Raw genomic sequence first — 24,136 nt, 5'->3', positions numbered from 1 at the left:
GGGCGGGTAAGCGGATGACGACGGCTCCCGCGCCCTACCGCAGGCCCGCCGAGGACGTGGTCCGCGATCTCGGCGGCGACGCGTCCCTGGGGCTGGCCTCGGCCGAGGCCGCCGCCCGGCTGGAGCGGGACGGGCCGAACGCGCTGCCCGCCGCGCCGGGGCGCGGCCCGCTGCTGCGGTTCCTGCTCCAGTTCAACAGCCCGCTGATCTACGTCCTGCTGGCGGCGGCGCTGATCACGGCGCTGCTCGGCGAGCACGTGGACGCGCTCGTGATCCTCGGCGTGGTGATCGTGAACGCGATCGTGGGGTTCGTCCAGGAGTCGCGGGCGGAGAAGGCGCTGACCGCGCTCGCCGCCATGGCGCGGACGACGGCGGTGGCCGTCCGGGACGGCGTCCGGGTCGGCGTCCCGGCGGCCGACCTGGTGCGCGGCGACCTGGTCGCGCTGGAGGCCGGCGACAAGGTCCCGGCCGACCTGCGGCTGCTGCGCACCGACGAGCTGGCCGTGGACGAGTCGGCGCTGACCGGCGAGTCGGTGCCCGTCGCCAAGGACCCGGCGGCGCTGCCCGAGGTCGCGCTCGCCGACCGCACCGCCATGGCGTTCTCCGGGACGCTCGTGACCGCCGGCGCGGCCACCGGGCTGGTCGTGGCGACCGGCACGGACACCGAGCTCGGCGGCATCGACCGGCTCGTGCACACCACGACGGCCGTGCAGACGCCGCTCACCCGCAAGATCGCCCAGTTCAGCAAGATCGTGACGGTCGCGATCCTGGTGCTCGCCGCGCTCACCTTCGTGATCGGGATCCTGCGCGGCCGGGACGCGACCGAGATGCTGACCGCGGCGGTGGCGCTCGCGGTCGGCGCGATCCCCGAGGGCCTGCCCGCCGTGGTGACGATCACCCTCGCGCTCGGCGTCGCCCGGATGGTGCGGCGCGGCGCGATCGTCCGGCACCTGCCCGCCGTGGAGACGCTCGGCGGTACGACCGTCATCTGCACCGACAAGACCGGCACGCTCACGCAGAACCAGATGACGGTCACCGCGATCACCGCGGGCGGGCGCGACTACACCGTCACCGGCACCGGCTACGCCCCGGACGGCGCGATCGAGCGGGACGGCCGGGCGGTCGATCTCGCGGAGCACCCCGTCCTCCGGGAGACGCTGCTGACCGGGCTGGGCTGCAACGACGCGCGGCTCGCCGAGAAGGACGGCGGCTGGGGGCTCACCGGCGACCCGACCGAGGGCGCCCTGGTGGCCAGCGCCGCGAAGGCCGGGCTCGGCGACGTCCCGGCGCGCACCGCCACGCAGCCGTTCAGCTCCGAGCGCCGCTACATGGCGACCCTCCACGAGGACGGCACCGTCTACGTCAAGGGCCCGGTCGAGCGGATCTTGGAGCTGTGCGACGACGCCGCCGGGCCGGACGGCGCTCCCGTCCCCCTGGATCCGGCGGCCGTCACCGCCCGCGCCGAGGCCTACGGCGCCGACGCCCTGCGCGTGCTGGCCTTCGCCGAGGGGCGCGCCGAGGGCCACGCCGACACGCTGGACGAGCTGCCCCGGCTGACGTTCCTCGGCCTGCAGGCCATGCTGGACCCGCCGCGCCCGGACGCCGCGCAGGCCGTCCGGACCTGCCACGACGCCGGCATCCAGGTCAAGATGATCACCGGTGACCACGCCGCGACGGCCGCCGCCATCGGCACCCGCATCGGGCTGGAGGGCGACGTCATGACCGGCGCGGACCTCACCGGCGACCTCTCCCCCGAGCGCCTGCGCACCACCGCCGTCTTCGCGCGCGTCTCGCCCGAGCAGAAGCTCCGCCTCGTCCAGGCGCTGCAGCGCTCGGGGCACGTCATCGCGATGACCGGCGACGGCGTCAACGACGCGCCCGCGCTCAAGCAGGCCGACATCGGCGTCGCGATGGGCCGCACCGGCACCGACGCCGCCAAGGAGTCGGCCGACATGGTGCTCACCGCCGACGACTTCACCTCCATCGAGCGGGCCGTGGAGGAGGGACGCGGCGTCTTCGACAACCTGGTGAAGTTCATCGTGTGGGCGCTGCCGTCCAACATCGGGCTCGGCCTGGTCCTCGTCGCCGCGATCGTCGCCGGGACGGCGCTGCCGATCCTGCCGCTGCAGGTGCTGTGGCTGAACATGACCGCGGTGCTCGTGCTCGGGCTGCCGTTCGCGGTCGAGCCGAAGGACGAGCACATCATGAGCCGCCCGCCACGCGACCCGGGGCTGCCGCTGCTCACCCGCGCGATGACCACCCGGCTCCTGCTGGTCTCGGGGATCCTGCTCGCCGGCTCCTTCGGCCTGCAGCACTGGGAGCGGGGGCACGGCGCGTCCCCCGAGGTGGCGCAGACGATCGTGGTCAACGTGTTCGCGCTGACGCTGCTGACGTACATGTTCAACTGCCTGTCGCTGGACCGGCCGCTGCTGTGGGGCGGCGTCCGCCGCAACCCGTGGGTCGCGGTCAGCGCCATCGCCCTCGGCGCGCTCCAGATGCTCTACACCTACGCGCCCTTCATGAACGACGTGTTCGGCTCGGCGCCGCTCGACGCGGCCGCCTGGGCGCGGATCGCGGTCATCGCCGTCGCGTCCTACCTCGTGGTCGAGGGGCTGAAGCTCGTCCAGCGGGCCCGCTGAGCCGGACGGGGGCCCAATGGTCCGGCAGCCCGGGACCAAGGTCCCCGGCCGCGGCGGACGCTCCTGCGCAAGGCTCTGATCACGCCGGCCGGTCGCCCCGCGACCCGGGCCGACCGGCCGTTCCCGTGACCCTGGGAGGAGCCGACATGACCCTGGCCGAGCCATACCGGATCAAGAGCGTGGAGCCGCTGCCGGTGCCGACGCGAGCCGAACGTGAGGAGGCGATCGAGCGCGCCGGGCACAACACGTTCCTGCTGCGCTCCGACGACGTCTACATCGACCTGCTCACCGACAGCGGCACGAGCGCGATGAGCGACCGGCAGTGGGCCGCGCTGATGCGCGGCGACGAGGCGTACTCGGGCTCCCGCTCCTTCTACCGGCTGGAGGAGGCGGTCCGCGAGGTGTACGGATTCACGTACACGGTGCCGACGCACCAGGGCCGCGGCGCCGAGCACATCCTCGCCCAGATCGCCATCAAGGACGGGCAGTACGTGCCGGGGAACATGTACTTCACCACCACCCGCGCCCACCAGGAACTCGCCGGCGGCATCTTCACGGACGTGGTCATCGACGAGGCCCACGACCCGACGGCCCAGCACCCCTTCAAGGGGAACGTCGACCTGGGCAAGCTGGCCGCCCTCATCGACCGCGAGGGCGCGGCGAACATCGCGTACGTCAACGTGGCCGTCACGGTGAACATGGCGGGCGGGCAGCCGGTCTCCATAGCGAACCTGCGCGCCGTCCGGGACCTGTGCGCCCGGCACGGGATCCTGCTGTGGAGCGATGCGACCCGCTGCGTCGAGAACGCCTACTTCATCAAGGAGCGCGAGGAGGGCTACGCGGACCGTCCGGTGGCCTCGATCCTGCTGGAGATGATGTCGTACTTCGACGGATGCACGATGTCCGGCAAGAAGGACGCCCTCGTCAACATCGGCGGCTTCCTCGCACTGAACGACGAGTCGCTGCTGCAGCGGGCCCGGGAGCTGGTCGTCCTGTACGAGGGCATGCCCACGTACGGGGGGCTCGCCGGACGCGACATGGAGGCCATGGCCCAGGGCATCTACGAGATGGTCGACGACGCCTACATCGCGCACCGCATCCACCAGGTCCGCTACCTCGGCGAGCGGCTGCGCGTGGCGGGCGTCCCGATCGTCGAGCCGATCGGCGGGCACGCCGTGTTCGTCGACGCGGCCCGCTTCCTCCCGCACCTCGACCAGGAGCAGTTCCCCGCCCAGGCGCTCGCCGCCGCGCTGTACGCCGACAGCGGCGTGCGCTCGATGGAGCGCGGCATCGTCTCGGCGGGCCGCGACCCGAAGACGTCCCGCAACCGCAGGCCGCGCCTGGAACTGGTCAGGCTCACGGTGCCGCGCCGCGTCTACACCGACCGTCACCTGGACGTCGTGGCCGACTCCGTGCAGCGCCTGTACGCGCACCGGGACTCCGTCGGCGGCCTCCGCATGACCTACGAGCCGCCGGCGCTGCGCTTCTTCACGGCCCGCTTCGAACCGCTCAGCCGTCCACCGGCTTGATCTCCGCCTCGACGCGCTCGATGAGCTCGTCGAGGACCTCCGCGGCCTGGGCGGGGTCGAAGTCCTCGCCCAGGCGCTTGCGGACGCCCGCGTCGCTGAGCCGGTGGTGGACGTCGGGCGCCACGTCGTGCCGGGCGAGGCAGCTGCGGGCGCACTCCAGCGCGCATCCGTCGATCGCGATGATCGGGCGTCCGCTGGTCGCCTTGCGGACCAGGCTCCGCACGTCGCCGCCGACGCCCGCGATGCAGGACATCTCGGCGACGCCGCGGCGGTCGAGCTGGATCGCCAGCCAGTTCGTCATCTGGGCGGCGCTGGAGCAGCCCGAGCACGAGTAGACGAGCGGGCGTTCACGGCGGTCGTTCATGAGTTCTCCCCTATGTTCTGGGCAGGGCGGTATGTACTGGGGCAGGGCGGTGGCGAGCGGCGGGCCGGAACCGGACCACTGACCACCAGGTCACTTGGTCACCTTGAGGATGCCGTGGGCGCCGGATTCGCCGTGGCGCATGTCGTGGTCGACGAAGGGGTAGTGGCCGGGTCCGGGGACGACGGTTTCGACGAAGCCGCCCTGGCCGGGGGCCAGGTCCAGGATCTGGGCGCCGCCGGGGTCACCCTTGCGCAGCAGGTAGGCGCCCTCCTTGTAGAGGGTGTCGAACTGGGCACCGACAATATGGAAGGCCGTACTGGACGACGGGCCGGCGTCCACCACCCACACCCGGACCCGGTCACCGGACCGGGCGGTCAAAGGCGCATGGTCATAGCCGGCGGCGGTGCCGTTGAACATCCACGCGTCCGGGCGGCCGTCGCGCATCTTGGCCACCTGCTGCGCGGCGCCGGGCTGCCCCAGGTACAGCTCGCCCTGCACCAGGACGTACTCGCGGTCGACCGAGGGCAGGCCGGGCGGATCGATGACGACCGCGCCGTACATGCCGTTGGCGATGTGCTGCAGCATCGGCATGGTCGAGCAGTGATACAGCCACGCCCCCGCATGCTCGGCCTTGAACCGGTAGGTCAGCCGCTCCCCCGGCCCGATGGTGCGCATCGGCACATCGGGGGCCAGGGTGCTGGCGTGGAAGTCGATGCCATGGCCCATGGCGGTGTCGTTGACCAGGGTGATGACGAAGACATCACCGATCTTGCCGCGCAGCACCGGCGCCGGGACGCTGCCGCCGAACGTCCACATCGTCTGCCGCACCCCCGGCGCCACCTCCAACTCCCGGTCGGTGGCGTGCAACTCCAGCCGGTGCTCCTTCGCACCGGGCGCCGGCTTGAGGGCCGCGTCATACGGCTTCCACCCCGGGGACGGGTGCGCCGCCATGTCGAGCTGCCCGGTCCCCATCGCCTGATGATCCATGGACGGGCCCGCAGACGGGGCTGTGGAGGGGGCGTGCATCGCGTGCGCGCCCGAGGCCGTCTTGATCTGCATGGTCATCCCCGCCGCGCGGTGACCGGGAACGGTGCACCAGCCATCGATCGTCCCCTTCACCGACGGCACCGTCAGCGTCGCCGACTCCCCCGGATCCAGCAACGGCGTCGCCTGCCCCGACGCCAAACGCAGATCATGCTGCATCCCGTCCTTGTTGGTGACGCGCAAAACGACGCGACTACCGGGGGCTGCCTCGATCGTTCCGGGGCTGATGCGCATGTTGACCAGCGTCACGTCCACCACGCGGGTGCCCGCCGCGGCGACCGTCCGCACGGGCGCCTCGGTCTGGACGCTCGTCGCGAAGACCACCGCCAGTGCGGTCAGCACGCCGCCGACGGCGACGCCGGCGACGGGCGGGGACAGCCGCAGGCCCAGCGACCGGACGTAGGCGGTCACGGCGAGCAGCACGAAGGCGGCCAGCGCGATGAGCAGCAGGGCCCAGCCGGTGCGCGTCAGCCACGCGGGGACGGGCAGGGCGAGCAGCGGCACCGCGACGTTGATCATGGCGAGGCGGATCGTCCAGCCCCGTTCCGGCATCGCCGGGAGCAGGAAGGTGAGGGCGCCGAGGAGGGTCTGGCCGACGAACCCGGCGAGGATGAACGGCATCAGCGGCTCGATGCCCTGCGCGACCTCGGCCGGCGGGCGGGTGGCGACGACGGCCAGGTCGGCGGCGAGCGCCACGAGGAACCAGCCGGTCCCGGCGGCGAGCATCCAGGCGGCGGGCGTGCGCGGGCACCGCCCGGACGCGCCCCGCCGGAGGGTCCGGGCGAACGGGACGAGCGCCAGGGCGGCCCCCGCCGTGTAGAGCAGCAGGCCGGCCAGCGCGATCCAGCGCGCGTTCGCGGCGAGGGCGCCCACGGCGATGGCGAGGCCCGGCGCGGCCAGGCGCAGGGACAGCCGGGCGATCGCGGGCGTGTGCTCGCGGACCCGGGTGCGCAGCACCGCGGGCCACAGGGTGAACAAGGTGCCGAGGACGGCCAGGCCGACCCAGCCGAGGAGGTTCGCGTGGATGTGCGCGGCCTCCAGCCGCAGGTGCCACATGGCCGGGGCGCGCCCCGACGCCATCCAGCCGCCGAGCGTGCCGCCGACGATCAGGGCGAGGCCGGAGCAGGCGTACCAGGGCACGACGTGCCCGAACCGGCCCGGCAGCGCCCGCCGCCACCGCACGATCAGCACCGCCACATGGGCGCACACGACGCCGACGACGACCGCGGCACCGGCCGTCGCCAGCTCCGGATGCCCGTTGGTGGCGCCGCGCAGCACGGCGGCGACCCCGGCGTTGAGGGCGGCGAGCCGGACCACCGGCCACCACCCCGCCGGCCACCACCCCACCGGCCGCCGCCGGGCCGGGGCGGGCGGCCGCAGCCGCGCGGTCGCGAAGTGGTCCGTCCAGGTCACGACGGCGTTGGTCACCGCGCCCAGCAGGAACACGTGGATGAGCAGCCACTGCGGGGCGGGCAGGTGGTCGCGGGCGAGCACGGCCAGCCCGGTCAGCACGAGCCAGCCGAGCACGACGGCATTCGCGGCGGCGTGCCAGGACGCCCGCGGACGGTGAGCGGTCACCAGCCCAGGGTTCCGGCCGCGCGCACGCCGCCAGGAGGGCCCAAAGTCCCATCGTTGGTCCTCGCCGCGCGGGACCTTCGGCCCTGTGGCGGCCGCACCGGCGGCCGGGAGCCTGTGGAGGCACAGCGGCAGCACGTGGAGGTGCGCCATGCCCCATCCGTTCGCGACGCACGTCGGAGTCCGGCGCCTGATGACCGCGGCCATCGCGGCACCGTCGGTGCACAACACCCAGCCCTGGTTCTTCCGGCTGGACGAGGACGCGGCGGTCCTGGAACTGCACGCCGACACCGACCGCGGCCTGCCCGTCATCGACCCGCGCGGCCGGGCCCTGCACATCAGCTGCGGCGCCGCGCTGTTCAACCTGCGGCTGGCGATCCGGGTGACCGGGCACCGGCCGCTGATCGAGCCGTTCCCGGACGCCGCGCGGCGGCCGGCGCTGCTCGCGGCCGTCCGGGCCGCGGACGCGCCGATGCCGTCGCCGACCCAGTCGGAGCTGTACGCGACGATCCCGCACCGGCGCACCAACCGCAGGCCGTTCGGCAAGCGGCGGGTGCCGCAGGCCGTCCGGGACGAGCTGACGGCCGCGGCCCGGGAGGAGGGGGCGGTGCTCAGCCTGCCCGGCCCGCAGACCACGGCGTACCTGCTCAGCCTGATCGCCGCGGCGGACGCCAGGCTCGTCGCCGACCCCGCCTACCTCGCCGAGCTGGCCCGCTGGACACCGGACCGCACCCGCGGCGACGGCGTCCCCTGGTACGCGTTCGGGCCGCGGCCGACCGGCCGGGGCCTGCCGCTGCGCGACTTCGGCCCGGCCGGCCCGGCCGGGCAGGCCGGCGGTCGGGAGATCGACGACTTCGCCTCCCGCCCGCAGCTCGGCGTCCTGCTCACCCGGGGCGACGGGCCGCAGGACTGGCTGCGGGCCGGGCAGGCGCTGCAGCGGGTCCTGCTGACCGCCGCGCGGCGCGGCGTGTCGAGCTCACTGCTGTCGCAGCTGCTGGACGCGCACGGGTCCGGGCCGGCCGAGCCGCAGCCGCACGGCCACATCCAGTCGATCATCCGGTTCGGGTACGGGCCGCTCGTACCGGGCACGCCCCGCCGCCCGTTCCCCGAAGTCCTCGAACGCGTCTGACCCACTGCGAAGAAAGGCGAACGATGCCCGCACTCGTCCAAGAGTTCACCGACGTGTTCCGCACGGAGCACCGCGGTGTCCGCGATCTCCTCCTCGACCTGGTGGAGGCGTTCCGGGTCCGCGACACCGAGCGGATCCGCGAGCTCGTCGCGGCCGTCGACACCGCCACCGGGCCGCACTTCCGGTACGAGGAGGAGTCGATGTATCCCGAGCTCGTCGCCATCTTCGGCGACGAGTACGTGGCCAAGCTGCTCGCCGACCACGACGGCGCGATCCGCAACGTCCGGCGGCTCTACGCGCTCGCCGAGCACGACCGGCTGACGCCCCGGCTGGCCGAGCACGGGATCGAGCTGACCCGGCAGATCCTCCCGCACGTCAGCGACTGCGACGGGCTGTCCATCATGGTGGAGACGCTCCCCGAGGAAACGGTCGAGTCCATCCTGGCGACGCGGCGGGACGCGCGGGCCGCCGGCCTGAACCTGCTGGCGTGGGCGGCGACGGCGCGGGGGCGGGATGTCTGAGCCGGATCAGCCCCGCATCGTCCAGGGCGGCATGGGGGCGGGCGTCTCCGGGTGGCGGCTGGCGAGCGCCGTCGCGTGGACGGGGCAGCTCGGCGTCGTCTCCGGGGTCGCGCTGGACGCCCTGCTCGCCCGCGGCCTCCAGGCCGGGGACGAGGGCGGCCACCTGCGCCGCGCGCTCGCGCACCTGCCGCTGCCGGGGGTGGCCGAGCGGATCCTGGAGCGCTACTACATCCCCGGCGGGGTCGAGCCGGGACAGCGGTTCCGGCCGGTGCCGAAGCTCGGGCTGCGGGCGAACAGGACCCGCGACGAGCTGACCGTCGCCGGGAACTTCGCCGAGGTGTGGCTGGCCAAGGAAGGGCACGGCGGCCTCGTCGGGATCAACTACATGGAGAAGATCCAGCTCGCCACCCCGCCCGCCGCCTACGGGGCGATGCTGGCCGGCGTCGACTACGTCCTGATGGGCGCGGGGATCCCCACCGAGATCCCCGCGCTGCTGGACGCGCTGGCCGCCGGGTCCCCCGGCCGCGTGACCGTGACGGTCGCGGGCGCCGACGAGGGCCGCCCGTTCTCGTTCGACCCGGCGTCGCTGTCCGGCGTCACGACGCGGCGGCCGCGGTTCCTGGCGATCGTGTCGTCGTCCGTCCTCGCCATGTACCTGAACCGGTCGCCGGTGACCCGCCCGGACGGGTTCGTGCTGGAGACGGCGGTCGCGGGCGGGCACAGCGCCCCGCCGCGCGGCCGGCTCCGCCTGGACGACGACGGCGAGCCGGTCTACGGGCAGCGCGACCGGATCGACCCGGCGAAGGTCGCCGCGCTCGGCCTGCCGTTCTGGGTGGCGGGCGGCTACGCCCGGCCCGGCACGCTCGCCGCGGCGCGCGCGGACGGCGCCGCCGGCATCCAGGCCGGCAGCGTCTTCGCGCTGTGCCGCGAATCGGGCCTCGAACCCGGCCTCCGCAAGGAGCTCATCGAGCGGGCGCTGGACGGCACGCTCCAGGTGCGCAACGACCCGCGCGCCTCGCCGACCGGGTTCCCGTTCAAGGTCGCCGCGCTGCCGGACACGCTCTCCGAGCCGGACGTCTACGCCCGGCGCCCCCGGCTGTGCGACCTGAGCTACCTGCGGACCCCCTACCTGAAGGAGAACGGAACGGTCGGCTACCGCTGCCCCGCCGAGCCCGTGGACGCCTACGTCCGCAAGGGGGGTTCCGCCGAGGAGACGGAGGATCGCCGCTGCCTGTGCAACGCGCTCGTCGCGAACATCGGCCACGGCCAGCACCGGCCGGACGGCTACGTCGAGCCGCCGCTGCTGACCCTCGGCCAGGACCTCGGCTTCCTGCCCGACCTCGTCCGCGCGACCGGAGGCGACTACTCCGCCGCCGACGCCATCGACTACCTGATGCGCGCATGAGACCCGCCGCAGCCATGAAGCAGATCCGCGTACCCCGCCACGACACCGCCGACCGGCCGTTCATCGTCATCTGGGAGGCGACGCAGGCGTGCCCGCTCGCCTGCCGGCACTGCCGTGCCGAGGCCAGGCCCGACCGGGACCCCGGCGAGCTGAGCACCGCCGAGGCGTTCGGCCTGATGGAGCAGGTCGCGGCGTTCGGCAGCCCGCCCCCCGTGTTCGTCATCACCGGCGGCGACCCGTTCCAGCGCCCCGACCTGCTCGCCCTCGTCCGGCACGGCACCCGGATCGGCCTGCCGGTCGCGGTGTCGCCGTCCGGCACGCCGACGCTCACCGAGACCGGCCTCACCGGTCTGCGGGACGCGGGCGCGCGGGCCGTCTCGCTGAGCCTGGACGGGTCGGACGCGCGGATCCACGACGACTTCCGCGCCACACCCGGCGTCTACGACTGGACGCTCGACGCCTGGCGCGCCGCCCGGGAACTCGGGCTGAAGGTGCAGATCAACACCACGGTCACCGGCCACAACCTGACCGACCTGCCGGAGATCGTGCGGATCGTCCACGAGATGGGCGCGCTCACCTGGAGCGCGTTCCTGCTCGTCCCGACCGGCCGCGGCAAGCTGCTGCCGGGTCTCGACGCGCACCAGGTCGAGGACGTCCTGAACTTCGTGTACGACGCGGGGGCGCACGTCCCCGCCCGGACGACGGAGGCGCACCACTTCCGGCGGATCGTCGTCCAGCGGGAGATCCTGCGGCGGCACGGCGCCGACCACGTCGCCGAGCTCGGCCTGGGCCCGCTCTACGAGGACCTGCGGCAGCGGCTGGCCGAGCTGGACCTGCCGGTGCGGCGTGCCCGGCGCGCGCCCATGGACGTCAGCTCGGCACGCGGGTTCGTGTTCATCTCGCACCGGGGCAGCGTCCACCCCAGCGGCTTCCTGCCGACGCCCGCCGGCAACATCCGCGACGGGCAGCTGCCCGACATCTACCGGACGTCGCCGCTGTTCACCGGCCTGCGCGACCCCGCCAACCTCAGCGGGAAATGCGGCGCCTGCGAGTTCCGGACGATCTGCGGCGGCTCGCGCTCGCGGGCCCTGGCCACGTCCGGCGACCCGTACGCGGCCGAACCCTGGTGTTCCTACGAGCCCGGCTCCTTCCCGTACCAGGACGAACTCGCCGCTTTCGGTGCCGTCGCGAACCTCTGAGGACGGACGCCGCCGACGCCGGGACGAAGGTCCCTACGCCCGCGGCGGGCGCGAAGCGAACCCTGGAAGGGAGACACGAGCCTAAGGAGCTTCGCGATGGCCAGACAGATCATCACCGGCGCCGCCCCGTCCGTACCGGCGCTGGAGCACCGCATCGCGGTCCTGGAACGGCAGGTCGCGGAGCTCACCGAGACGACCCGTGCGCTGGTGGCCGCGGTGGAGCGCGCGTCGCTGAACATCTCCGACGACGCGCCCGGCCTCGTCGCGGTGCCCGCGTCCGCCCGCTGACCCGAATCCCGGAACCCGCCCCGGACATATCCGCCACGAGCTGGGTAGATGACGCCTGAGAAGGCTTTCCGACCCAACGGCTGGACGAGGGACATGTTCGAGATCGAGGACATCCGGGAGTGGCGCGGGCGGACGGTGATCGACGAGGACGGCGGCAAGATCGGTGAGCTGGAGGCCGTCTACGTCGACACCCTGACCGATCAGCCCATCTTCGCCACCGTGAAGACCGGCATGCCGATGCGGCAGCGGCTGGTCTTCGCACCGCTCGGCGGGGCGACGGTCGCGCCGGAGCACCTCCGGGTCGCGTACCCGAAGAAGCAGATCAAGAGCGCGCCCTCGATCGACACGGACGGAGAGCTTCTCGCCGGCGACGAGGGCGCCGTCTTCGCGCACTACGACCTGGCCTACGAGGCCGCACCGGACGAGCGCCGGCTCGCGCGCCGCTGACCACGGCCGTCGTCCAGGAGGATCGTCATGGCCCTGTTCCTGTTCATCCTGCTCATCGCGGTGGCACTCGGCATCGTCGGCGTCGTCGTGAAGGGCCTGTTCTACCTGCTGATCATCGGTGTGGTGCTGTTCCTCATCGATCTTGTGCTGAGCGGCATACGGATGGGCCGCCGCGGCCACTCCCGCCCCGCCCGGTAGGGCGGGCCGCCCGTCAGGCGTCGCGCACGAAGCCGTAGCGGGCCAGCAGCTCGGCGAGCTGCCGGCCGGCGGCGGTCAGCTCCCTCCCCATGCCCCCGCAGGCCGCGCAGGTGTCCTCCTCGGGCTCGGCCGGCCGCGCCGCCATGTGGTCGTCGATGGCGCGGTCCACCGCGGCCACGATGCCGGGTTCGCCGGGCGCGCTCCGCGCACCGCCGGAAGCGGGCCCCGGCGCGACCGCGCGCAGCTCGTGGGCGCGGCGCGCCGCCTGGGCGACCGCGACCAGCTCGGCCGCCCGCCGGTGCCACGCCAGCCACCGCGGGTTCGGCGTCCGGCCGGTTCCGCCGCACGCCGCGCAGTCGTCCTCCAGCGCCGCCAGCAGCCGCGCCCACCGGTCACCGCTGCCGCTCGGGTCGCTCACCATGGACCACCCCTGCAGCTCGTACGCACGCTGACCTCGCCGGGTTCGGGCGCCGGGCGGGGCTTAACGCGGACGCCGCCGGGTAGCCCGTAGCGCGACGGCCGGACGCGCCGGCGAGCCAGTCGACAGATCGGGGGCATAGATGACCACGCCTGAGGAGAACGCGCCGAAGACCGACGACACCGATCAGGTCGTCATGAAGCCGGGCGGCGCCCCGGACCGGGAGGCCCGGGACCGCCCGGACACGCGCACCGAGCTCGGCGCCGAGCTCGAAGACAAGATGGCGGAGAAGGGGCTGTCGCGGGACGACTTCACCGAGTGAGGGGAGAGCCGCCTGCGGCTGCGCAAGGTCATCACCGCGGAGGAGGCCGGGAAGCTGGCCGGGCCCGGCCCGCCCGTGAGGTCACGGTTGTGGTGCGTCGCACAAATGCCTCTTGACATGGCAGTGTGACCGGTAACAGTGTATCCGGGGACACCGGCACCACCCCCGAGGTGAGACGTGAAGCGTAGGAAGTTCGTCAGCCTGGCGCTGGGCTGCGGCCTCGCGTTCGGCATGACCGCGTGCGGCTCGACGGAGAAGACCGCCGACAAGGAGAAGGCCGAGAAGAAGCCGGCGGCGGGCGCGCTCGTCGGCGTCACGATGCCCACCCGCTCGTCCGAGCGCTGGATCCACGACGGCGACAACCTCAAGAAGCAGCTGGAGCAGCTCGGCTACAAGGTCGACCTCCAGTACGCCGAGAACGACATCCCGACCCAGGCCAACCAGATCGACAACCAGATCACCAAGGGCGCCCGGCTCCTGGTGATCGCGTCCATCGACGGCACCGCGCTGACGACCCAGCTGCAGAAGGCCGCCGACAAGGGCGTCCCGGTCATCTCCTACGACCGGCTGATCCGCAACTCCCCGAACGTCGACTACTACGCCACCTTCGACAACTACAAGGTCGGCGTGCAGCAGGCGACGTCCCTGCTCACCGGGCTCGGCCTGAAGAAGGCGGACGGCTCGGAGGGCACGGCGAAGGGCCCGTTCAACATCGAGGTGTTCGCCGGCTCCCCCGACGACAACAACTCGACGTTCTTCTACAACGGCGCGATGGACACCCTGAAGCCGTACCTGGACAAGAAGACCCTCGTCGTCAAGAGCGGCCAGACCGACTTCAAGACGATCGCGACGCTGCGCTGGGAGCCGGAGCGCGCGCAGAAGCGCATGGAAGACCTCCTCACCCGCTCCTACGGCGGCGGGACGAAGATCCAGGGCGTCCTGTCCCCCTACGACGGCCTGTCGATCGGGATCCTGTCGGCGCTGAAGTCCAACGGCTACGGGACGCCCGGCCAGCCGTACCCGGTCGTCACCGGGCAGGACGCCGAGGTCGCGTCGGTCAAGTCGATCATCGCGGGCGAGCAGTACTCGACCATCTACAAGGACACCCGGCAGCTCGCCGCCGTCACGGTGAAGATGGCGGACGCCGTCCTGAAGGGCCAGAAGCCCGAGGTCAACAACACCAAGGACTACGACAACGGCGAGAAGGTCGTCCCGTCCTACCTGCTCAACCCGGTGATCGTGAACAAGGACAACTACAAGAAGGAACTCGTCGACACCGGCTACTACACCGAGGCCCAGCTGAAGTGAAGCCTCGGGCGGGGCGGCCCCCGGGCACCTCCCCCCGGCGGGCCGCCCCGTCCGTCCCCGCAAGGAGCACCATGACCGACGCGATACTGCGGATGCGCGGCATCACCAAGACCTTCCCTGCGGTCAAGGCCCTCCAGGACGTGAACCTGGAGGTGCGGCGGGGCGAGATCCACGCGATCTGCGGCGAGAACGGGGCCGGCAAGTCGACGCTGATGAAAGTGCTGTCCGGCGTCTACCCGCACGGCGACTACAGCGGCGACATCGAGTTCGAGGGCGAGCCGTGCCGGTTCTCCGGCATCCGCGACAGCGAGCAGCGCGGGATCGTCATCATCCACCAGGAGCTGGCGCTCAGCCCCTACCTGTCGATCGCGGAGAACATCTACCTCGGCAACGAACGCCGGGGACGGTTCGGGCTCATCGACTGGAACCGGACGAACGCCGACGCTGCGGCGCTGCTGGAGCGGGTCGGGCTGCGGGAGAACCCGGTGACGCCCGCGATGGACCTCGGCGTCGGCAAGCAGCAGCTCGTGGAGATCGCGAAGGCGCTGTCGAAGCGGGTGCGGCTGCTCATCCTGGACGAGCCGACCGCCGCGCTCAACGACGCCGACTCCGCGCACCTGCTCGACCTGCTGCGCGGGCTCCGCGACGAGGGCATCACCTGCGTGATCATCTCGCACAAGCTGAACGAGATCCGCGCGATCGCCGACTCGACCACGATCCTGCGCGACGGCCGGACGATCGAGACGCTCGACATGGCCGCCGACGTGTCGGAGGACCGCATCATCTCCGGCATGGTCGGCCGCGACCTCGACCACCGGTTCCCCGACCGCGTCCCCGAGATCGGCGACGAGGTGCTGCGGATCGAGGACTGGACCGTCCGCTCCCCCACCCAGCACGGCCGGATCGTCGTGGACCGCGCCGCGCTCAGGCTGCGCCGCGGCGAGATCGTCGGGCTCGCGGGCCTGATGGGCGCGGGCCGGACGGAGCTGGCGATGAGCGTGTTCGGCCGCAGCTACGGCACCGGGATCACCGGCCGGATCTACAAGGACGGCAAGGAGATCACGGTCCGGACGGTCACCGACGCGATCCGGCACGGGCTCGCGTACGCGACCGAGGACCGCAAGACCTACGGGCTGAACCTCATCGAGGACGTCAAGCGCAACGTCTCCGCGGCCGGGCTGCGCGGCCTCGCCACGGCGGGCTGGGTGGACGACAACCGCGAGTACGAGGTCGCCGAGCGGTTCCGCAAGGAGATGAACATCAAGACGCCGAGCGTGCTGACCCCCGCGGGGCAGCTGAGCGGCGGCAACCAGCAGAAGGTCGTCCTGTCGAAGTGGATCTTCACGGACGCGGACGTGCTGATCCTGGACGAGCCGACGCGCGGCATCGACGTCGGCGCCAAGTACGAGATCTACTCGATCATCAACCGGATGGCCGACCAGGGCCGCGCGGTGCTGGTGATCTCGTCCGAGCTGCCGGAGCTGATCGGGATCTGCGACCGCCTGTACGCGATGGCGGAGGGCCGCATCACCGGCGAGGTGAGCCGCGCGGACGCGACGCCGGAGCGCCTCATGCAGTACATGACACAGACCGAGGAGACCAGAGCATGAGCAGCGTCGCGTCGGCCGACCAGGCCGTGACACCGCCGCCGGCGGAGCGGCCGAAGCCGGGCCGGACCCTGCCGGTCAACCTGCGGCAGAGCGGGATCTACATCGCGTTCGGGCTGATCGTGGCGCTGTTCGCGGTGCTCACCGGCGGCCAGTTGCTGTCCCCGCAGAACATCTCCAACATCATCGTCCAGAACTCCTACATCCTGATCCTGTCCATCGGGATGATCCTGATCATCATCGGCGGGCACATCGACCTGTCGGTGGGGTCGGTGGTCGCGGTGACGGGCGCCATCGCGGCCGTGCTGATGGTCGAGCACAGCGTCCCGTGGCCGCTCGCGGTGCTGCTGACGATCCTCGCCGGCGCCGCGATCGGCGCCTGGCAGGGGTACTGGATCGCCTACTTCGAGATCCCGGCGTTCATCGTGACGCTGGCCGGGATGCTGGTGTTCCGGGCGCTGACGCTGACCGTCCTCGGCAACCAGGGCATCGGCCCGTTCCCGGACGAGGTGCGGACGATCGCGAACGGCTTCCTGTCCGGCTACCTCGGCAACATCGGGCTCGGGCCGCTCGGCGGCGCCGACCTGTTCACGCTGCTGGTCGCGCTGGCCCTCGTCGGCGGCTACGTCGGCTTCGGCTGGCGGAACCGGCAGGGACGCATCCGCTACGGGCAGAAGGTCGAACCGCTCACCGTGTTCGTGCTGAGGTACGCCCTCGGCGTCGTGGTCGTCATGTTCATGGCCGTGCAGCTCGCCCGGTTCAAGAACATGCCGTGGGTGCTCGTCCTGCTGGGCGCGCTCGTCCTCGGCTCCACGCTGGTGATGAACCGGGCCGTGTTCGGCCGGCACGTCTACGCGCTCGGCGGCAACCCGCTGGCCGCGCGGCTGTCCGGCATCAAGGTGAAGTCGGTGTCGTTCTGGCTGTTCGTCAACATGGGCGTGCTGTCGGCCATCGCCGGCATCGTGTTCGCCGGGCGGCTCAACCAGGCCGGCCCGACGGCCGGGAACATGTTCGAGCTGGACGCGATCGCGGCGGCGTTCATCGGCGGCGCGGCCGTGCAGGGCGGCGTCGGCAAGGTCGTCGGCGCGATCACCGGCGGCCTCATCATGGGCGTGATCAACAACGGCATGTCGCTGCTCGGCGCGCCGAGCGAGCGGGTCATGCTGATCAAGGGCCTGGTCCTGCTCGCGGCGGTCGCCTTCGACATCTGGGCGAAGCGCCGCGCCGGGACGTCCCGCTGACCGGGCGGCCCGGGGGCGGCGGACCCGGTATGTTCCGAGGTGACATGACCTCCACACCACCCGCCAGACCCGGGCTCCGCGACGTCGCCCGGCTCGCAGGGGTCTCGCACCAGACCGTGTCGCGGGTGTTCAAGAACCATCCGATGGTCAGCCCGAAGACCCGCGACCGGGTGCTGGCGGCCGCCGCGCAGCTGGACTTCCGGCCGAACGCGGCGGCCCGGGCCCTCGCCACCGGCCGGTCCCGGACGCTCGGCGTCGTCAGCTTCGACACCGCCCTGTTCGGCCCCGCGTCGATCATCGCGGCGATCGAGCGGAACGCCCGCGCCGCCGACTTCTTCACCAGCGTCGCGAGCCTGGAGTCGCCGGGGCACGGCGCGGTCGCGGGGGCGGTCGACCGGTTCCGCGACCAGGGCGTGGACGGCATCATCATGATCCCCGGGCACGTCCCGCCGGACGAGGCGCTGCGGCACCTGCCCCGCGACCTGCCGACCGTCCTGCTGGGGCCGGAGGCCGCCGTCCCGACCGTCTCCGCCGACCACTACCTGGCGCCGCGCGAGGCGACCCGGTACCTGCTGGAACTCGGGCACCGGACCGTCCACCACCTGCCGGGCCCGGACGACTGGTCGGAGGCGACGGAGCGGACGCGCGGCTGGCGGGACGCGCTCGTCGAGGCGGGCGCGGACGTCCCCGAGTGCGCGCCCGGCGACTGGAGCGCCCGGTCCGGCTATGAGCGCGGCCGGCTGCTGGCGGCCGACGGCGAGGTGACCGCGGTGTTCGCGGCGAACGACCAGATCGCGCTCGGGCTGCTGTGGGCGATCCACGAGAGCGGCCGCCGCGTGCCGGACGACGTCAGCGTCATCGGGTTCGACGACATCCCGGAGGCTGCGTTCCTCACCCCGCCGCTCAGCACCGTCCGGCAGGACTTCACCGCCCTCGGCCGGCACTGCGTCGAACTGCTGATCGCGCAGCTCACCGGGGCCGGCGCCGAGCCGGGCGAGCCGAAGCTCGTGCCGAGCCAGCTGATCGTCCGGCGCAGCACCGGGCCCGCCTCCTAGCGCAGCGCGCGGAGGCGGTGCATGATCGCGCCGTCCGCGAAGTGGTCGTGCAGGGAGCGGTAGATCCCGTAGAGGTCGTCGTAGGCGTCGGCGCGGGCCCGGTCGGGGACGTAGGCGGACGGCACGCGGCGGCCCATCGCGGCGGCGGCCGAGGTGATGTCGGGATGCGCGCCGGCGGCGACGGCGGCGTGGATCGCCGAGCCGAGGGCCGGGCCCTGGGACGACCCGATCACCGAGAGCGGGCGGCGCAGGACGTCGGCGTAGACCTGCATGAGGAAGGCGTTCTTCAGCAGGCCGCCCGCGACGACGAACTCCTCGACGGGGACGCCGGACGCCTCGAACGTCTCCACGATCATCCGGGTGCCGAACGCGGTCGCCTCGATCAGCGCCCGGTAGACGTCCTCGGGCTTCGTCGCGAGCGTCTGGCCGACGATCAGGCCGGACAGGTCGTGGTCGACGAGGACCGAGCGGTTGCCGTTGTGCCAGTCGAGCGCGACGAGGCCGTGCCGTCCGACCGGCTGCGCCTCCGCGAGCGCGGTGAGGTGCTCGTGGACGGTCCGCCCCTCGGCCGCGGCGACCTGGTTGTAGTAGGCGGGGACGCAGTTGTCGACGAACCAGCCGAAGATGTCGCCGACGCCGGACTGGCCGGCCTCGTAGCCCCACAGGCCGGGCACGATGCCGTCGGCGACGACGCCGCACATGCCGGGGACCTCGGCGAGCGAGTCCGCCGACATGACGTGGCAGGTGGAGGTGCCCATGATCGCGACCATCTGGCCGGGCCGGACGGCGTCCGCGGCCGCCGCGGTGACGTGCGCGTCGACGTTGCCGACCGCGACCGCGATGCCCTCGGGCAGGCCCGTCCATCCGGCGGCCCGCGCGGTCAGCGTCCCGGCGAGGCCGCCGAGCGGCGCGAGGTCATGGCCCAGCTTGGCCGGGAACTCGGCGAAATCGGGGTGGAGTGCGGCGAGGAACTCGCGGGACGGGTACCGGCCGTCCTGGTAGATGCCCTTGTAGCCGGCCGTGCAGACGTTGCGGGATTCGGTGCCGGTGAGCCGCCAGATGATCCAGTCGGCGGCCTCGATCCAGCGCTCGGCCTCGGCGTACAGTCCCGGGTCCTCTTCGAGGAGTTGCAGGCCCTTCGCGAACTCCCACTCCGAGGAGATCTTCCCGCCGTAGCGGCGCAGCCACGGCTCGCCGCGCTCGGCGGCCAGCGCGTTGATCCGGTCGGCCTGCGGCTGCGCCGCGTGGTGCTTCCACAGCTTCGGCCAGGCGTGCGGGCGGTCCGGGTAGCGCTCGCAGAGCGGCGTGCCGTCCGCCGTCGCGGGAAGGATCGTGCAGGCGGTGAAGTCCGTCCCGATGCCGATGACCCGGGACGCCGGGACGCCCGCGACGGCCAGCGCCTTCGGAACGGCGAAGCGCAGCACGTCCACCCAGTCCTGCGGCGACTGGAGTGCCCAGTCGGGGGCGAGGCGGGCCCCGGTGGGCAGCTCCTCGTCGATCACTCCGTGGCCGTACTCGTGGACGCCGTCGCCGAGTTCGGCGCCGTCCCGCACACGGACGACGACCGCCCGCCCCGACAGCGTGCCGAAGTCGATCCCGACGACGTACCGATCGTCCCCGCCCATAGGGCTCCTCTCATAGGCCCTGCTCATGACAGGCCGCGGGCCAGGCGATGGTACGCCTGGTTCCAGCGGATCTCCTTGGTGAACTGCCGCAGCGTGGTTCCGGCGTCGATGGTGAGCAGCTCGACCCCGGCCATCTCGGCGAGGTCGTCCAACTCCTCCGTGCCGAGCGCCGCGGACAGGACGGTGTGGTGCGGCGCCCCGGCGGTCAGCCACGCCTCGGTGGACGTGCGCAGGTCCGGCAGGGGGCGCCACACCGCGCGGGCGACCGGCAGCATCGGCAGCGGCTCCGGCGGCGCGACGACCTCGATCTCGTTCGCGACGAGGCGGAACCGGTCCCCCATGTCAGCGAGGCCGGCCACCACGGCCGGTCCGGGCTCGGCGTCGAACACGAGCCGCACCGGGTCCTCGCGCCCGCCGATGCCGAGCGGGTGGATCTCCAGTGACGGCCGCCCGGACGCGATGGACGGGCAGACCTCCAGCATGTGCGCGCCGAGGATCAGCTCGTTGCCGGGCTCCAGGTGGTAGGTGTAGTCCTCCATGAACGACGTGCCGCCGGGCAGCCCGGCCGCCGCGGCCTTCAGCGTGCGCAGCAGCGTCGCCGTCTTCCAGTCGCCCTCGCCGCCGAACCCGTAGCCGTCCGCCATCAGCCGCTGCACGGCGAGGCCGGGCAGCTGCCGCAGCCCGCCGAGGTCCTCGAAGTTCGTCGTGAACGCCTTGAAGCCGCCCCCGTCGAGGAACGTCCGCAGCCCCAGCTCGATCCGCGCGCCGTAGCGGAGCGACGGGTGCCGTTCGCCGCCCGCGCGCAGTTCCGGGACGACGTCGTAGACGTCCTCGTACTCCTTGACCAGCTCGCTGATGTCGTCGTCCGGGACGGCGTCCACGACGTCCACCAGGTCGTTCACGCCGTAGGTGTTGACGGAGACGCCGAAGCGGAGCTGCGCCTCGACCTTGTCGCCCTCGGTGACGGCGACGTCCCGCATGTTGTCGCCGAACCGGGCCAGCTTCAGCGTGCGCAGCTCGTGGTGCCCGGCCGCCGCCCGCGCCCACCCGGCGATGCGGGAGCCCACCGACGGGTCGGTGACGTGCCCGGCGACGGTCTTGCGGGCGACGCCGATCCGCGACTGGATGTAGCCGAACTCCCGGTCGCCGTGCGCGGCCTGGTTCAGGTTCATGAAGTCCATGTCGATCGAGTGCCAGGGCAGCTCGACGTTCGCCTGCGTGTGCAGGTGCAGGAGCGGCTTGGTCAGCACGTCGAGCCCGGCGATCCACATCTTGGCCGGGGAGAAGGTGTGCATCCACGCGATCACGCCGATGCAGGAGTCGTCGGCGCTCGCGTCGAGGCAGACCCGGCGGATCGCGTCCGCGTCGGTCAGCACCGGCGTCCAGCGCAGCGCGACCGGCAGCGCCTCCCCGAGCCGTGCGGCGATCGCGCCGGACTGGTCGGCGACCTGGCGGAGGGTGTCGGCGCCGTACAGGCCCTGGCTGCCGGTGAGGAACCAGATCTCGCGGTTCGGAAAGCTCATGGTCAGCCCCTCTGCCCGTAAACGTTCTGGTAGCGGTCGTACAACCGGTCGATGTCGCCCGCGTCCATCGGCAGCGGGTCGCCGAGCTGGCGGGACAGGTGGACGGTGCGGGCGACGTCCTCGCACATCACGGCGGCCTTCACCGCGGCGCGCGCGTCGGCGCCGATCGTGAAGACGCCGTGGTTGCGCATGAGGACGGCGGGGCTGCGGTGCCCGTCGAGCGTCTCGACGATGCCGCGGCCGATGTCGTCGCCGCCGATGAGCGCGAACGGGCCGACGGGGATCTCGCCGCCGAACTCGTCCGCCATGGCCGTCAGCACGCAGGGGATCGGCTCGTCGCGCGCCGCCCACGCCGTCGCGTAGGCGGAGTGGGTGTGCACGACGCCCCCGACGTCCGAACGGTGCCGGTACACGTACGCATGGGCGAACACGTCGCTGGACGGCTTGAGCGCCTGGTCGCCGACCGGCTTGCCCTCCAGGTCGCACAGCACCATCGCGTCGGGCCCGAGGTCCGCGTAGGGGACGCCGCTCGGCTTGATCAGGAAGGTGTCGCCGCTCACCCGGGCGGACACGTTCCCGGCCGTCCACACGACCAGCCCGCCCTCGACGAGGAGCTGATGGAGGACGGCGAGTTCCGTGCGGAGCGCGGCGGTCTCCTGGGGTGTCATGTCCGCTCCTTTGTTAGCGCTAACATCAACGGGCTGGCTGAACCGCTCTCCGGTTCCGGACGGGGGGTCAGGTGCGGCGGCACACCCCGGTGCTCTCCCGGACGACGAGCTCGGGCTCCACGACGCGACGGGTGCCGGCCGGCTCGGGAACCGGCCGGGAGGCTCCCTCGATCCGGTCCAGGAGCAGGCGGAACGCGCGCCGCCCCACCTCGCCGAAGTTCTGCCGGACGGTCGTCAGCGGCGGCGGGAAGTAGGCGGCCTCGGGCACGTCGTCGAAGCCGACGACGCTCACGTCGCCGGGCACGTGCCGGCCGGCCTCGCGCAGCGCGCGCAGCAGCCCGAGCGCCATCGCGTCGTTGGCCGCGAACACGGCGCTGACCTCGGGGTCCGCGGCGATCTGCCGGCCGTGCTCGTAGCCGGAGCGGGCGCTCCAGTCGCCCGCCGGCGCGGCCGGGACGTCCCGGCCCGCGGCCTCCAGCGCGGCCCGCCAGCCGTCCGCGCGGCCGCTCGCGTCCACCCAGTCGGCGGGCCCGGAGAGGTGCACGACGGTCTCGTGCCCGAGGCTGAGCAGGTGCCGGACGGCGCGCTCGGCGCCGGCCCGGTGGTCGACCGCCACCGCCGGGAACGGCACGTCGCCGCCCGCGCCGACCGCGACCAGCGGGGTGTCGGACGGCAGCTCCTTCAGCCCGTCGGCGGCCGACTCGTGCGGGGCCACGACCATGATCCCGTCCGCGGACTGGGCGCGCAGCCGCTCCACGCCCTCCCCGATCGAGCGCCGGTTCAGCGAGCTGAGGCTGACGATGCTGACGTTGTAACCGTGCTCGCGGGCGGCCTGCTCGATGCTGAACACGGTGGACGCGGGCCCGTACAGGGTGGTGTCGAAGCTGACCACGCCGAGCACGCCGGACCGCCCGGTGGCGAGCACCCGGGCGGCGGAGTTCGGCCGGTAGTCGAGGGCCTGCACCGCCGCCATCACGCGGGCGCGGGTCTGCGGCCGGACCTTCTCGGGCGTGTTCAGCACGCGCGACACGGTCATCGCCGAGACGCCGGCCATCGCGGCCACGTCCTCCATCACCGCCAGCCGCCGGCCGTCGGGCGCCTCCGGTGATTCGGCGGCCACATCGCCTCCCCGAGCCGAGCCATCGCTACGCCCCGAATGTTTGCGCTAACTCCCCCGAATGTCAACAGGCGGGCGCCCCGCCCCGCCAGGGCGCTCAGGCCGTCTCGCGCCGCCGCGCGGCAAGCGCGAAGACGGCGGCCGGCAGCGCGAAGACCGCGCTCGTCGCCCGGCTGCGCACCGGGCCGCCGCGGACCGGGCCGCCGTGCACCGTCGCGCCGTGACGCCCCGAGCCTCTATCGTGGGGTACCGCCCGCGACCGTACCGCCCGATCACGGTCGGTGCACGACGGTGATGCCGCCAGGGGCGCGGCGGCGCCCCCCGGCAGCGGGCAGTCCGGTAGTGGGCCGTCGAAGGGGACCCCGTGCGAAAGGCCGAGGTGTGAGTCAGCGACGACCGCGGCCGTCCGGCAGCGAGCCGGCCGACGACGGGACGGGCGGCGTCCCGGAGGACGTCACGGTCGCCGTAGAACGCGTGCTGAGCACCACGGCGCTGCTGTGGAGCCGCTCGGAGCAGGGCCTGGAACCCGCCGTCTCGCCGATCCAGTTGCGGGCCGTGGAGGCGATCTCGCGGTTCGGGCGGCTGAACCTCGGCGGGCTGGCCGAGGAGCTCGGCGCCATCCCCTCGTCCACGAGCCGGCTGTGCGACCGGCTGGAGGCCGCCGGGCTGATCGTGCGCGAGCCCGCCCGCGCGGACCGGCGGGAGATCATCGTCCGGCTCACCGACCAGGGCGAGGAGCTGTACGCGCAGCTGGTCCGGCGGCGGCGCGCGGCCGTGCGGGACGTGCTGGCGCAGATGTCGCCCGGGTCCCGGGCCCGGCTGATCGACGCGCTGACGGAGTTCGGCCAGGCGTGCGAGCGGCGCGCGCCCGGCGGCCCGCAGGCGGTCGGCTCCCGCACCGCCTGACCGCGCGT

22 protein-coding genes are annotated in these 24,136 nt (G+C 73.0%); 15 read left to right on the top strand and 7 right to left on the bottom strand.

Going from position 1 to position 24,136, the window contains the following annotated elements:
- Window positions 1–14 precede the first annotated feature (14 nt).
- Window positions 15–2,639 carry a cation-translocating P-type ATPase gene (locus AL2_RS17255; RefSeq protein ID WP_067634860.1) on the top strand — a complete coding sequence of 875 codons (2,625 nt, stop codon included), beginning with the start codon at window positions 15–17 and terminating at the stop codon, window positions 2,637–2,639.
- 146 nt (window positions 2,640–2,785) lie between these two features.
- Window positions 2,786–4,168: a tyrosine phenol-lyase gene (locus AL2_RS17250; protein ID WP_067634859.1), complete on the top strand. Its 1,383-nt coding sequence runs from the start codon at window positions 2,786–2,788 to the stop codon at window positions 4,166–4,168.
- On the opposite strand, the gene AL2_RS17245 is transcribed toward AL2_RS17250, so the two are convergent.
- On the bottom strand, window positions 4,149–4,532 hold the full coding sequence (locus tag AL2_RS17245; RefSeq protein ID WP_067634858.1) for a putative zinc-binding protein: 384 nt from the start codon (window positions 4,530–4,532) through the stop codon (window positions 4,149–4,151). The genes AL2_RS17250 and AL2_RS17245 overlap by 20 nt on opposite strands.
- Before the next feature lie 90 nt (window positions 4,533–4,622).
- Window positions 4,623–7,154, bottom strand: a complete 2,532-nt coding sequence (locus AL2_RS17240; protein WP_067634981.1) for a multicopper oxidase domain-containing protein — start codon at window positions 7,152–7,154, stop codon at window positions 4,623–4,625.
- Between the two features lie 148 nt (window positions 7,155–7,302).
- On the opposite strand from AL2_RS17240, the gene AL2_RS17235 reads away from it, so the two are divergent.
- The 7 genes from AL2_RS17235 to AL2_RS38065 all read left to right on the top strand — a co-directional run bounded on the left by AL2_RS17235 (window position 7,303) and on the right by AL2_RS38065 (window position 12,338).
- Window positions 7,303–8,280: an Acg family FMN-binding oxidoreductase gene (locus AL2_RS17235; protein WP_067634857.1), complete on the top strand. Its 978-nt coding sequence runs from the start codon at window positions 7,303–7,305 to the stop codon at window positions 8,278–8,280.
- A gap of 23 nt (window positions 8,281–8,303) precedes the next feature.
- Window positions 8,304–8,801, top strand: a complete 498-nt coding sequence (locus AL2_RS17230) for a hemerythrin domain-containing protein (RefSeq protein WP_067634856.1) — start codon at window positions 8,304–8,306, stop codon at window positions 8,799–8,801.
- Complete coding sequence (locus AL2_RS17225; protein ID WP_083946605.1) at window positions 8,794–10,206, top strand: nitronate monooxygenase; 1,413 nt, start codon at window positions 8,794–8,796, stop codon at window positions 10,204–10,206. The genes AL2_RS17230 and AL2_RS17225 overlap by 8 nt, the downstream gene beginning before the upstream one ends.
- On the top strand, window positions 10,203–11,405 hold the full coding sequence (locus AL2_RS17220; protein ID WP_210748509.1) for a TIGR04053 family radical SAM/SPASM domain-containing protein: 1,203 nt from the start codon (window positions 10,203–10,205) through the stop codon (window positions 11,403–11,405). Before AL2_RS17225 ends, AL2_RS17220 begins: the two co-directional genes overlap by 4 nt.
- 96 nt (window positions 11,406–11,501) lie before the next feature.
- Window positions 11,502–11,693, top strand: coding sequence for a hypothetical protein (locus tag AL2_RS17215; protein WP_067634854.1), 192 nt, complete (start codon window positions 11,502–11,504; stop codon window positions 11,691–11,693).
- A 93-nt stretch (window positions 11,694–11,786) separates the two neighbouring features.
- Window positions 11,787–12,140 carry a PRC-barrel domain-containing protein gene (locus AL2_RS17210; protein ID WP_067634853.1) on the top strand — a complete coding sequence of 118 codons (354 nt, stop codon included), beginning with the start codon at window positions 11,787–11,789 and terminating at the stop codon, window positions 12,138–12,140.
- 27 nt (window positions 12,141–12,167) lie between these two features.
- Entirely contained in the window at window positions 12,168–12,338 is a 171-nt protein-coding gene (locus AL2_RS38065) for a hypothetical protein (RefSeq protein WP_168444756.1), read from the top strand.
- 13 nt (window positions 12,339–12,351) lie between these two features.
- On the opposite strand, the gene AL2_RS17205 is transcribed toward AL2_RS38065, so the two are convergent.
- Window positions 12,352–12,759: a hypothetical protein gene (locus tag AL2_RS17205; protein WP_067634852.1), complete on the bottom strand. Its 408-nt coding sequence runs from the start codon at window positions 12,757–12,759 to the stop codon at window positions 12,352–12,354.
- Window positions 12,760–12,898: 139 nt separating this feature from the next.
- Between AL2_RS17205 and AL2_RS17200 the strand changes: the two genes are divergently transcribed.
- The 5 genes from AL2_RS17200 (at window position 12,899) to AL2_RS17180 (ending at window position 18,289) form a co-directional block, all read left to right on the top strand.
- A complete protein-coding gene (locus AL2_RS17200) occupies window positions 12,899–13,078 on the top strand; it encodes a hypothetical protein (RefSeq protein WP_067634851.1) in 180 nt (59 codons plus the stop codon).
- A gap of 177 nt (window positions 13,079–13,255) precedes the next feature.
- On the top strand, window positions 13,256–14,386 hold the full coding sequence (gene chvE, locus AL2_RS17195; protein ID WP_067634850.1) for a multiple monosaccharide ABC transporter substrate-binding protein: 1,131 nt from the start codon (window positions 13,256–13,258) through the stop codon (window positions 14,384–14,386).
- A gap of 71 nt (window positions 14,387–14,457) precedes the next feature.
- Window positions 14,458–15,996: a multiple monosaccharide ABC transporter ATP-binding protein gene (mmsA, locus tag AL2_RS17190; RefSeq protein WP_067634849.1), complete on the top strand. Its 1,539-nt coding sequence runs from the start codon at window positions 14,458–14,460 to the stop codon at window positions 15,994–15,996.
- The gene (gene mmsB / locus AL2_RS17185) at window positions 15,993–17,234 is read left to right on the top strand and encodes a multiple monosaccharide ABC transporter permease (RefSeq protein WP_067634848.1); all 1,242 of its coding nucleotides are present in this window, start codon (window positions 15,993–15,995) and stop codon (window positions 17,232–17,234) included. The genes mmsA and mmsB overlap by 4 nt, the downstream gene beginning before the upstream one ends.
- Before the next feature lie 44 nt (window positions 17,235–17,278).
- Window positions 17,279–18,289, top strand: a complete 1,011-nt coding sequence (locus tag AL2_RS17180) for a LacI family DNA-binding transcriptional regulator (protein WP_083946604.1) — start codon at window positions 17,279–17,281, stop codon at window positions 18,287–18,289.
- Here AL2_RS17180 and araB read toward each other — a convergent pair.
- The 4 genes from araB to AL2_RS17160 all read right to left on the bottom strand — a co-directional run bounded on the left by araB (window position 18,286) and on the right by AL2_RS17160 (window position 23,225).
- The gene (gene araB / locus AL2_RS17175; protein ID WP_083946603.1) at window positions 18,286–19,914 is read right to left on the bottom strand and encodes a ribulokinase; all 1,629 of its coding nucleotides are present in this window, start codon (window positions 19,912–19,914) and stop codon (window positions 18,286–18,288) included. The genes AL2_RS17180 and araB overlap by 4 nt on opposite strands.
- Window positions 19,915–19,937: 23 nt before the next feature.
- The gene (araA, locus tag AL2_RS17170) at window positions 19,938–21,437 is read right to left on the bottom strand and encodes an L-arabinose isomerase (protein WP_174550856.1); all 1,500 of its coding nucleotides are present in this window, start codon (window positions 21,435–21,437) and stop codon (window positions 19,938–19,940) included.
- 2 nt (window positions 21,438–21,439) lie between these two features.
- Window positions 21,440–22,105 carry an L-ribulose-5-phosphate 4-epimerase gene (locus tag AL2_RS17165; RefSeq protein ID WP_067634845.1) on the bottom strand — a complete coding sequence of 222 codons (666 nt, stop codon included), beginning with the start codon at window positions 22,103–22,105 and terminating at the stop codon, window positions 21,440–21,442.
- 67 nt (window positions 22,106–22,172) lie between these two features.
- Window positions 22,173–23,225 (bottom strand): LacI family DNA-binding transcriptional regulator, encoded by a 1,053-nt coding sequence (locus AL2_RS17160; RefSeq protein WP_312032898.1) that lies wholly within the window; start codon window positions 23,223–23,225, stop codon window positions 22,173–22,175.
- A gap of 378 nt (window positions 23,226–23,603) precedes the next feature.
- Here AL2_RS17160 and AL2_RS38060 point away from each other — a divergent pair, with 378 nt between their 5' ends.
- Window positions 23,604–24,128, top strand: coding sequence for a MarR family winged helix-turn-helix transcriptional regulator (locus AL2_RS38060; protein WP_168444757.1), 525 nt, complete (start codon window positions 23,604–23,606; stop codon window positions 24,126–24,128).
- Window positions 24,129–24,136: the final 8 nt, after the last annotated feature.

This window comes from Actinomadura latina NBRC 106108 (assembly GCF_001552195.1).
Lineage (GTDB): Bacteria > Actinomycetota > Actinomycetes > Streptosporangiales > Streptosporangiaceae > Spirillospora > Spirillospora latina.
Note: the sequence above shows the minus strand (reverse complement) of the source record. Positions and strands in the feature narration are given on the sequence as shown.

Excerpts from the sequence above, each read along its gene's own strand:
- AL2_RS38065 (WP_168444756.1), top strand. The coding sequence starts at position 12,168 with ATGGCCCTGTTCCTGTTCATCCTGCTCATCGCGGTGGCACTCGGCATC.
- AL2_RS17165 (WP_067634845.1), bottom strand. The coding sequence starts at position 22,105 with ATGACACCCCAGGAGACCGCCGCGCTCCGCACGGAACTCGCCGTCCTC.
- AL2_RS17235 (WP_067634857.1), top strand. The coding sequence starts at position 7,303 with ATGCCCCATCCGTTCGCGACGCACGTCGGAGTCCGGCGCCTGATGACC.
- AL2_RS17180 (WP_083946604.1), top strand. The coding sequence starts at position 17,279 with ATGACCTCCACACCACCCGCCAGACCCGGGCTCCGCGACGTCGCCCGG.
- araA (WP_174550856.1), bottom strand. The coding sequence starts at position 21,437 with ATGAGCTTTCCGAACCGCGAGATCTGGTTCCTCACCGGCAGCCAGGGC.
- AL2_RS17205 (WP_067634852.1), bottom strand. The coding sequence starts at position 12,759 with ATGGTGAGCGACCCGAGCGGCAGCGGTGACCGGTGGGCGCGGCTGCTG.
- AL2_RS17220 (WP_210748509.1), top strand. The coding sequence starts at position 10,203 with ATGAGACCCGCCGCAGCCATGAAGCAGATCCGCGTACCCCGCCACGAC.
- AL2_RS17230 (WP_067634856.1), top strand. The coding sequence starts at position 8,304 with ATGCCCGCACTCGTCCAAGAGTTCACCGACGTGTTCCGCACGGAGCAC.
- AL2_RS17250 (WP_067634859.1), top strand. The coding sequence starts at position 2,786 with ATGACCCTGGCCGAGCCATACCGGATCAAGAGCGTGGAGCCGCTGCCG.
- AL2_RS17245 (WP_067634858.1), bottom strand. The coding sequence starts at position 4,532 with ATGAACGACCGCCGTGAACGCCCGCTCGTCTACTCGTGCTCGGGCTGC.
- araB (WP_083946603.1), bottom strand. The coding sequence starts at position 19,914 with ATGGGCGGGGACGATCGGTACGTCGTCGGGATCGACTTCGGCACGCTG.
- mmsA (WP_067634849.1), top strand. The coding sequence starts at position 14,458 with ATGACCGACGCGATACTGCGGATGCGCGGCATCACCAAGACCTTCCCT.
- mmsB (WP_067634848.1), top strand. The coding sequence starts at position 15,993 with ATGAGCAGCGTCGCGTCGGCCGACCAGGCCGTGACACCGCCGCCGGCG.
- AL2_RS17200 (WP_067634851.1), top strand. The coding sequence starts at position 12,899 with ATGACCACGCCTGAGGAGAACGCGCCGAAGACCGACGACACCGATCAG.
- AL2_RS17215 (WP_067634854.1), top strand. The coding sequence starts at position 11,502 with ATGGCCAGACAGATCATCACCGGCGCCGCCCCGTCCGTACCGGCGCTG.
- AL2_RS17255 (WP_067634860.1), top strand. The coding sequence starts at position 15 with ATGACGACGGCTCCCGCGCCCTACCGCAGGCCCGCCGAGGACGTGGTC.
- AL2_RS17225 (WP_083946605.1), top strand. The coding sequence starts at position 8,794 with ATGTCTGAGCCGGATCAGCCCCGCATCGTCCAGGGCGGCATGGGGGCG.
- AL2_RS17210 (WP_067634853.1), top strand. The coding sequence starts at position 11,787 with ATGTTCGAGATCGAGGACATCCGGGAGTGGCGCGGGCGGACGGTGATC.